A 7,919-nucleotide genomic window follows, 5' to 3' on the forward strand; every position below is an offset into this window, starting at 1 on the left:
AACCAAGGTTAACTCGGCCCCCGCCTGCTCAATGGTGCGTAGCCCATCGCTCAGCCCCTGCAGGGTGATGGGCTGGTTCGCCTCGCTGGCAGCAATGTGCGGTGCAATGGGCGGCTCGTAGGCAAACGGGTTCACCACGTCGTAAGGCAGCGCCAGGCTGGCAGCTTCCTGCAGCAGTACCGCATCGAGATTGCGCAAACCATAGGGAGTACGTGCGCAACCTGCTGAAATCGGCTTATAACCGGCACATTGAATGCCCTGCGCCGCAAACTCCAATAACAGCGTCCGAGCCACCAAGGTTTTACCCACATCGGTGTCAGTGCCGGTGATAAAAAATGACTTCATATCTGCTCACTCCTTGATGGGGCTATCTGCCGATTATCGCTGTGCTACGCCCGAGCAATGGTCAGCACGGCTTGCACAGCGCCCCGAGACAAACGCGGTAGGTCGCTACTAGCTGACCGTCTGGTTGACGAAATTGCTCATAAGCCTGAATAAAACGCTGCAAACGGGCTCGCCCCTGCAACCCCACGCGGTGTTCAGTAGCCCGTGGCGCATTAACCTGATTTGCGCCAATCCCCTTAAGGTCGCGCAGCAACTGGGGGGCCTCATGATATGGGATCTCCCAGTCATGAGCCGCCAACACGGGCGCGGCCTCCCCTGCTTCAGCCAGTGCCTGCACTAATTGCGTTAAGCTGAGGAAGCGATTGAGGTGAGCCTCACCATCGACCTGCTGCCACGCGGCCCTTAGCTGCCAGAGCGACTCATCCAACAAGGTAGAAAAGTGGATCTGTCCACCTGGCTTGACTACCCGCAGTAACTCGCGAAACGCCTGCGCGGGCCGCTCACACCACTGCAGCGTCAGACTGGAAAAGACCCAGTCAAAGGTATTATCGGCAAAAGGGAGCCGCTCTGCATCGCCACACACCAATTGAGCACGACCACCACGCAGTGCCGCCTGCGCCAACATGCCAGGCGCTAAATCCAGCCCCACCAATTCATCACAGCGGTTCGCCAGCTGGGGCAGAAAAAAGCCGGTGCCGCAGCCCAGATCCAGCCCGCTCACCGCCAGATCAGTGCTAACCGGCCTGCTCGGCATCCATTCCAGCAGCACCTGCCCCACCTCCTGCTGAAAACGGGCATGAGCATCGTAATGGCGGGCAGCGGCGCCGAAACGGCGGGCGAGCAGGGTCTTGTCTACCGACTGGAAGCGCTCATCCATGATGAGTTCCCTCCGAAGTGGCACTGCCCGAACAGGGGCCAAGGGCATCGAGCAGGCGATCCACATCCTGCTCACAGTGAGCCGCGCTCAAGGTAATACGCAGCCGCGCCGTACCGACCGGCACCGTGGGCGGGCGAATGGCGCCAGCCCAGACGCCGCATTCCCGCAGCCGCTCGGCCAGTTGCAGGGCCGCACTGCTCTCTCCCACCAGCAGCGGCTGGATGGGGGTAGCGCTCGCCCCCAGCTGCCAACCCAACGCCTGCGCCCCTTGTCGGAAGCGAGCGATCAGCTGACCAAGCTGGGCGCGGGCATCATCGGCGGCGCGCACCAGTTCGATGCTCTTGCTGACCGCACAAGCCTGGGCAGCGGGCGTATGGGTGCTGTAGACATAGTGGCGGGCGAAGTTGACCAGATAATCCACCAGCTCACGGCTGCCGCCGACAAAGGCACCGGCCACCCCCAACGCCTTGCCAAAAGTGCCCATCTGAATGTGTACGCTAGCCGGATGTACCCCTTGCGCCGCCAGGGTGCCGCGCCCTTGTGGCCCCAGCACACCGAGGCCGTGGGCATCGTCGATCATCAACCAGTTGCCGCTTTGGGCGGCGAGGGTTGCGAGCTCGCGCCAAGGGCCCTGATCCCCATCCATGCTGAATACCCCTTCCGAGACGATCAGTCCACGGTTTGGCTCAAGCTGCTGTGCAAGGGCAGCCATATCGTTGTGGCCAAAGCGCTGCATCTTGCAGGGGAGCTGGCTGCCCATCTCCTGCAGGGAGGCGTGGTTGAGTTTGTCCTGCCACAGCAGATGCTCCTTGCCGAGCAGGGCCTTGAGCACCGCCTGATTGGCGGAAAAACCGCAGTTGAACAGCAGCACCGCCTCCACCCCGAGCCACTCGGCCAGGGTCTCCTCAAGCTCTTGGTGGGCACGGCTGTAACCGGTCACCAGCGGCGAGGCGCCGGAGCCCGTGCCATAGCGCTCAATCCCCGCGTTGAAGGCAGCCTTGATGGCGGGATGATCTGCCAGTCCCAGATAGTCGTTGGCAGAAAAATTGAGGTAATCGCGCCCCGCAACCCTGAGCCGTCCGCCAGTGGCCCCGTCGGTCGCGATGCGGTTGCGTAGCAGGCCAACCTGCGCGCGCCCCGCCAGCGCAGCGCCCAATGCAAAGGGGCCCGTGACAGCAGGGCCAGTCATGGCCGCTCAGCCCCTGCACGGGGACGGGTGGCGTCATAAAACATTTCGGCAGGTTCGCTCTGGCGGCTCACCTCGGCCAGCAACGCCTCTTCTTGTACCTGATCCGGCTTCTGGGCCCGCTGGGCGGGACGAATACCGAGTCGCTTGAACAGCTGCATATCGCTGTTCTCGTCGGGGTTTGGGGTGGTCAACAGCTTGCAGCCGTAGAAGATGGAGTTAGCCCCCGCCATAAAGCACATCGCCTGCATCTGTTCGTTCATCTTCTCCCGCCCGGCGGAGAGGCGCACATGGGAGGCGGGCATCATGATGCGCGCCACCGCGATGGTGCGGATAAATTCGAACGGATCGAGGTTCTCTTGGTTCTCCAGCGGCGTCCCCTTCACCTTGACCAGCATGTTGATGGGCACGCTCTCGGGGTGACGGGGCAAGTTGGCCAGCGCCATCAGCAGGCCCGCCCGATCTTTGGCCTGCTCGCCCATGCCGACGATGCCGCCGGAGCAGACTTTCATGCCAGCACCGCGCACATGCTCCAAGGTATCGAGCCTGTCCTGATAGGTACGGGTAGAGATGATCTCGCCGTAGAACTCCGGCGAGGTGTCGAGGTTGTGGTTGTAGTAATCGAGCCCCGCCGCACCAAGACGCGCCGCCTGATCGGCGGTGAGCATCCCCAGCGTCATGCAGGTCTCCATCCCCAGCCCACGCACTTCCTCAATCATCCGGATGACGTAGGGCATGTCTTTCTCTTTCGGGTTACGCCAGGCGGCCCCCATGCAGAAGCGGGATGAGCCGTTGGCCTTGGCTTCGCGGGCCCGCTCCAGCACCTTCTCCACCTCCATCAGCCGCTCGGCTTCAAGCCCAGTATGATAACGGGCACTCTGGGGGCAGTATTTGCAATCTTCTGGGCAAGCGCCGGTCTTGATGGAGAGCAATGTGCTCACCTGCACTTCGTTCGGGTCGAAATGGGCGCGGTGGACGGTCTGGGCCTGAAACAGCAGATCGTTGAATGGCAGGGCAAACAGGGCCTGAACCTCGGCGAGGGTCCAGTCATGACGAAGGGCGTGACTGCCCGTAGTAACAGCATTCATACATGGCTTCCGGTTGTTATTAGTGGGATCCTGCGCCCGCCATCATGAGATGGGCAGCCATAAAACCCGCCGCCGGACCCGCACCCTCAGCGTGATGCGCAGTGCCAAGTGGCTGAAATTGTTGGCTAGTGTAAAGAGCAGGCGTAGACTGTCAACACCGACCAGATCAAATCAATTGACAACAGAACAAAAAATGACCAACCAAGAATTCGACCTGCACCACATCTGGCACCCCTATACCTCCCTCACCCACCCCCTGCCCTGCTATGAAGTGGCCAGCGCCAAAGGGGTGACCCTCACTCTCAGCGACGGCCGCGAGTTGGTGGATGGCATGAGCGCCTGGTGGGCTTGCGTGCACGGCTATCAGGTACCGGAACTGGACGCCGCCGCCACCGCCCAGCTTCGCAAGATGTCCCACGTGATGTTTGGCGGCCTCACCCACGCCCCGGCGGTCGAGCTGTGCCGCAAGCTGGTGGAGATCACCCCGGCTGGTCTGGATCGGGTGTTTCTGGCCGATTCCGGCTCGGTGGCAGTGGAAGTGGCACTCAAGATGGCCCAGCAGTATTGGCACAGCAAGGGGATGCCAAAAGCGAAATTTGTCGCCCTGCGCGGCGGTTATCACGGTGACACCTTTGGTGCCATGAGCGTCTGCGATCCCGATGGCGGCATGCACGAGCTCTACCAGGGCTTCCTGCCGGAGCACTATTTTGTCGAATCGCCGAGCTGTCGCTTCCACGCCGAATGGGACGAGCAGTGCGTGGTGGAGCTGGCGACGCTCATGGCCGATCATCACCAAGAGATTGCCGCTATTGTGCTCGAACCCATCGTGCAAGGCGCTGGCGGAATGCGCTTCTATCACCCCCGTTATATTCAATGGGTGCGCGCCCTGTGCGATGAATTCGGCATCTTGCTGATTGCCGACGAGATCGCCACCGGCTTTGGCCGCACCGGCCAGCTATTTGCCTGCGACTGGGCGGGGATCAGCCCCGACATCATGTGTCTGGGCAAAGCGCTCACCGGTGGCTACCTCACCCTCTCGGCGACCCTGACCACCGAGCATGTCGCCCGCACCATTGGTGACGGCAAGGCGGGGGTCTTTATGCACGGCCCCACCTTTATGGGTAATCCGCTCGCCTGCGCGGTGGCCAACGCCTCCATCGATCTGCTGCTCGCCTCGCCGTGGCAGGAGCGGGTGCGAGCCATCGAGCATCAGCTGCGCACCGAGCTGGTGGAGCTGACCCTGCATCCGGCGGTCGCGGATGTGCGGGTACTCGGCGCCATCGGGGTGGTGGAGATGAAAGAGCGAGTCGATGTGGCGCGCATTCAGCGCAAATTTGTCGAGCTGGGAGCCTGGATCAGGCCCTTTGGTAAACTTATCTACTTGATGCCACCGTTCATTATCAGTGCAGCGCAATTAACCCTCTTAACTGGTGCCATTCATCAGGCGTTAGCCAGTGGTGAGTGGTAATGGCGCACAGCCAAAAAATCCAGATGAAACATAATTCTCTATTGAATCTTTTCTCCAGAATGTGAGCAAGACACCAGACCCCAGCGACTAACAAACGTAGACTAGGCGCGTTTTACCCAACAGATGTACTGCTCATGCGCCTTTCTATTACTGCCAAAATTAACTTCTTCCTGCTGTTTATCTTCTCGATGGTGCTGGTTTTTTCCGCCGTTTATCAGGCGATACGAGAGCGGGATCTGATCCTGACGCTGATCAAAGAGCAGAGCCACGAGCAGACCGAAGCCTATTTTGACGGCCTCAACTTATTGATGCTTACCGGCAAAATGGCCGCCAGAGAGACTCTGCGGACCAAGTTTCTGGAACATGCTCATGTCGAAGATGCTCGGATTATCCGTGGTGACGCGGTCAACCAGCAGTTCGGCAAGGGATTTGACAACGAGCAGCCTCAAGATCGATTTGATCAACTGGCCCTAACCGGTCAAGGCAGCCTAGAGGTGGTACATGACGCGACCCACAGTCGCTTAGTGGTGACGAGGCCGCTGCTGGCCAAGAAGGATTTTCGCGGCACCGACTGCACCAGCTGTCATCTGGTGCCGGAAAACACCGTGCTCGGTGCGGTGCGCTTTGACTACTCCCTTGACTCGCTGTTTACCCGCGTTGAGCAGAATATCCTCACCACAGCACTGATCCTCACCGCTATTTTTGCGCTCGGACTGCTACTGACCCTGTGGGTCATTCGCACTTGGGTTGTCCAACCACTCAATCAGTTGACACGCACCATGGAAGAAGCGACCGATCTACATGACTTCGGTCGCCGCCTTGAAGGGGATGACGGGGATGAAATTGGCCGTGCGGCACTGGCTTACAACCAGATGCTTGACAGTGTCGAACGCCGATTAGGCAAGCAGCGCTGCACGACGGATCAGAAACCAGAACCCTAATCAGGCTGCAACAATCACTTAGCCAACGTAATAGAACAGCAGGCTGGTGATCAGAATAAGCAACAGGATCGCCAGATGGACACGGTGGGCATCCTCTTGGCGCCGACTACGTTTGCGATCCAACAACAGCACCGCCAAGGTCAGGCCACAGCATCCCCACAGCCAATAAACCAGCCAAGGAGTGTAGGTTGGATCCCACTCGCTCCGTACCTGAACCCCACCATAGACCAGAAAACCGTACGCGGTCTGCGGTCGCGCAAAATGATAGAGGGAGAGCAATACCATAAAGCCGAGCCAGCAGACCAACACCAATCCCTGCAACATCCGGGTTAATCGGTCCGGCCCACGTCTTCGCTCTTTCACATCCATCCCCCTATTCAACTGGCTCATTTATCAAGTCAACCATGCGTGAAACCCTTTCAGGGTCTGACATTTTTGTTTGTTTATCAAACCCGCGCGGGTAAGATTGCGGGCTTAGTCTGCCACGATGGGCCGATAAATGCCCGAGTCAGACGCCATGATGTTGCAAAATAGCGTTGCAAGAACAAGCTGGAGACCATATTTCGATGACGCACGCATCCGTAGTTGATGTGCTGACCGGTAAACATCCGGTTGGCGCCACCCTGACTGTACAAGGATGGATCCGCACTCGCCGTGATTCCAAAGCAGGGATCTCATTTTTGGCCATCTCTGATGGTTCCTGTTTCCACCCGGTGCAGGCCGTCGTCCCCAATACCTTGGCCAATTACGAGAGTGAAGTGCAGCGTCTGACGACGGCTTGTTCGGTGGCCGTGACCGGCGTGGTCGTCGCCTCCGAGGGCAGCGGCCAAGCTTGCGAACTACAAGCGACCGAGGTCAAGGTTATCGGCTGGGTGGAAGATCCCGATACCTACCCGATGGCCGCCAAGCGCCACAGCATCGAATACCTGCGCGAACAAGCCCACTTGCGCCCGCGCACCAACATCGTGGGCGCCATTACGCGGGTGCGTCACTGCTTAGCGCAAGCTATCCACCGCTTCTTCCACCAAGAGGGTTTCCTCTGGGTGGCAACCCCGCTCATCACCGCCTCTGACACCGAAGGAGCTGGCGAGATGTTCCGCGTCTCCACGCTGGATCTGGAAAACCTGCCGCTCACCGACGCAGGCTCGGTGGACTACAACCAAGATTTCTTTGGCAAAGAGGCTTTCCTGACCGTATCCGGCCAGCTCAACGCCGAAACCTATGCCTGCGCGCTGTCCAAGGTCTATACCTTCGGCCCGACCTTCCGCGCAGAAAATTCCAACACCAGCCGTCACTTAGCTGAGTTTTGGATGGTGGAACCAGAAGTGGCCTTTAACGATCTGGCCGCCAACGCCGCGCTGGCCGAAGCCATGCTAAAGTACGTCTTCAACGCCGTACTGACCGAGCGCCGTGACGATCTGGAGTTCTTCACCCAGCACGTCGATAAAAATGTCATCGACCGTCTGGAACGTTTCGTCTCTTCTGATTTCGCCCAGATCGACTACACCGACGCCATCGACGTGCTGCAAAAGTGCGGCAAGAAGTTCGAATTCCCTGTCTCTTGGGGTATCGATCTCTCCTCTGAGCACGAGCGCTATCTGGCTGAGGAGCACTTTAAGTCTCCGGTAGTGGTGAAGAACTACCCGAAAGATATCAAGGCTTTCTACATGCGCCTGAACGACGACGGCAAGACCGTTGCCGCGATGGACGTGCTGGCCCCCGGGATTGGCGAGATCATCGGCGGTTCCCAGCGTGAAGAGCGTCTGGACGTGCTGGATGCCCGCTTGGCCGAGATGGGCTTGAACAAGGAAGATTACTGGTGGTATCGCGACCTGCGCCGCTATGGCACCGTGCCACACGCCGGTTTTGGCCTCGGCTTCGAGCGGCTGATTGTTTATGTGACCGGCATGGGCAATGTGCGCGACGTGATCCCGTTCCCGCGCACGCCGCGCACTGCTGAGTTCTAAGCACAGTCCTTACCATGACTATCGCAAAGCCGACCCTAGGGTCGGCT

General features: G+C 59.4%; 8 protein-coding genes. 3 read left to right on the forward strand and 5 right to left on the reverse strand.

The genetic code is table 11. The annotated features are described in order from the left end of the window. From bioD to bioB, 4 genes are all read right to left on the reverse strand, one after another. A partial coding sequence (gene bioD / locus CUC53_RS15800) for an ATP-dependent dethiobiotin synthetase BioD (RefSeq protein ID WP_157798303.1) occupies nt 1-345 on the reverse strand: 345 nt, incomplete at its 3' end. 61 nt (nt 346-406) lie between these two features. Continuing rightward, complete coding sequence (gene bioC / locus CUC53_RS15805; RefSeq protein WP_100295029.1) at nt 407-1,222, reverse strand: malonyl-ACP O-methyltransferase BioC; 816 nt, start codon at nt 1,220-1,222, stop codon at nt 407-409. Further along, the gene (gene bioF, locus CUC53_RS15810) at nt 1,215-2,411 is read right to left on the reverse strand and encodes an 8-amino-7-oxononanoate synthase (protein ID WP_100295030.1); all 1,197 of its coding nucleotides are present in this window, start codon (nt 2,409-2,411) and stop codon (nt 1,215-1,217) included. The genes bioC and bioF overlap by 8 nt, the downstream gene beginning before the upstream one ends. Next, nucleotides 2,408-3,496 (reverse strand): biotin synthase BioB, encoded by a 1,089-nt coding sequence (gene bioB / locus CUC53_RS15815; RefSeq protein ID WP_100295031.1) that lies wholly within the window; start codon nt 3,494-3,496, stop codon nt 2,408-2,410. Before bioB ends, bioF begins: the two co-directional genes overlap by 4 nt. A 193-nt stretch (nt 3,497-3,689) precedes the next feature. Here bioB and bioA point away from each other — a divergent pair, with 193 nt between their 5' ends. Then, nucleotides 3,690-4,964 carry an adenosylmethionine--8-amino-7-oxononanoate transaminase gene (gene bioA, locus CUC53_RS15820; protein ID WP_167386778.1) on the forward strand — a complete coding sequence of 425 codons (1,275 nt, stop codon included), beginning with the start codon at nt 3,690-3,692 and terminating at the stop codon, nt 4,962-4,964. A gap of 134 nt (nt 4,965-5,098) precedes the next feature. Continuing rightward, a complete protein-coding gene (locus CUC53_RS15825) occupies nt 5,099-5,905 on the forward strand; it encodes a HAMP domain-containing protein (protein WP_100295033.1) in 807 nt (268 codons plus the stop codon). 18 nt (nt 5,906-5,923) lie between these two features. On the opposite strand, the gene CUC53_RS15830 is transcribed toward CUC53_RS15825, so the two are convergent. After that, nucleotides 5,924-6,274: a hypothetical protein gene (locus CUC53_RS15830; RefSeq protein WP_100295034.1), complete on the reverse strand. Its 351-nt coding sequence runs from the start codon at nt 6,272-6,274 to the stop codon at nt 5,924-5,926. Between the two features lie 197 nt (nt 6,275-6,471). On the opposite strand from CUC53_RS15830, the gene asnS reads away from it, so the two are divergent. Then, nucleotides 6,472-7,872, forward strand: coding sequence for an asparagine--tRNA ligase (gene asnS / locus CUC53_RS15835; protein WP_100295035.1), 1,401 nt, complete (start codon nt 6,472-6,474; stop codon nt 7,870-7,872). Nucleotides 7,873-7,919 lie beyond the last annotated feature (47 nt).

This window comes from Aeromonas cavernicola (assembly GCF_002795305.1).
Classification (GTDB): domain Bacteria; phylum Pseudomonadota; class Gammaproteobacteria; order Enterobacterales; family Aeromonadaceae; genus Aeromonas; species Aeromonas cavernicola.

Coding starts and splice junctions, on each gene's coding strand:
- bioF (WP_100295030.1), bottom strand. CDS start 2,411: ATGACTGGCCCTGCTGTCACGGGCCCCTTTGCATTGGGCGCTGCGCTG.
- bioB (WP_100295031.1), bottom strand. CDS start 3,496: ATGAATGCTGTTACTACGGGCAGTCACGCCCTTCGTCATGACTGGACC.
- bioA (WP_167386778.1), top strand. CDS start 3,690: ATGACCAACCAAGAATTCGACCTGCACCACATCTGGCACCCCTATACC.
- CUC53_RS15830 (WP_100295034.1), bottom strand. CDS start 6,274: ATGGATGTGAAAGAGCGAAGACGTGGGCCGGACCGATTAACCCGGATG.
- CUC53_RS15825 (WP_100295033.1), top strand. CDS start 5,099: ATGCGCCTTTCTATTACTGCCAAAATTAACTTCTTCCTGCTGTTTATC.
- asnS (WP_100295035.1), top strand. CDS start 6,472: ATGACGCACGCATCCGTAGTTGATGTGCTGACCGGTAAACATCCGGTT.
- bioC (WP_100295029.1), bottom strand. CDS start 1,222: ATGGATGAGCGCTTCCAGTCGGTAGACAAGACCCTGCTCGCCCGCCGT.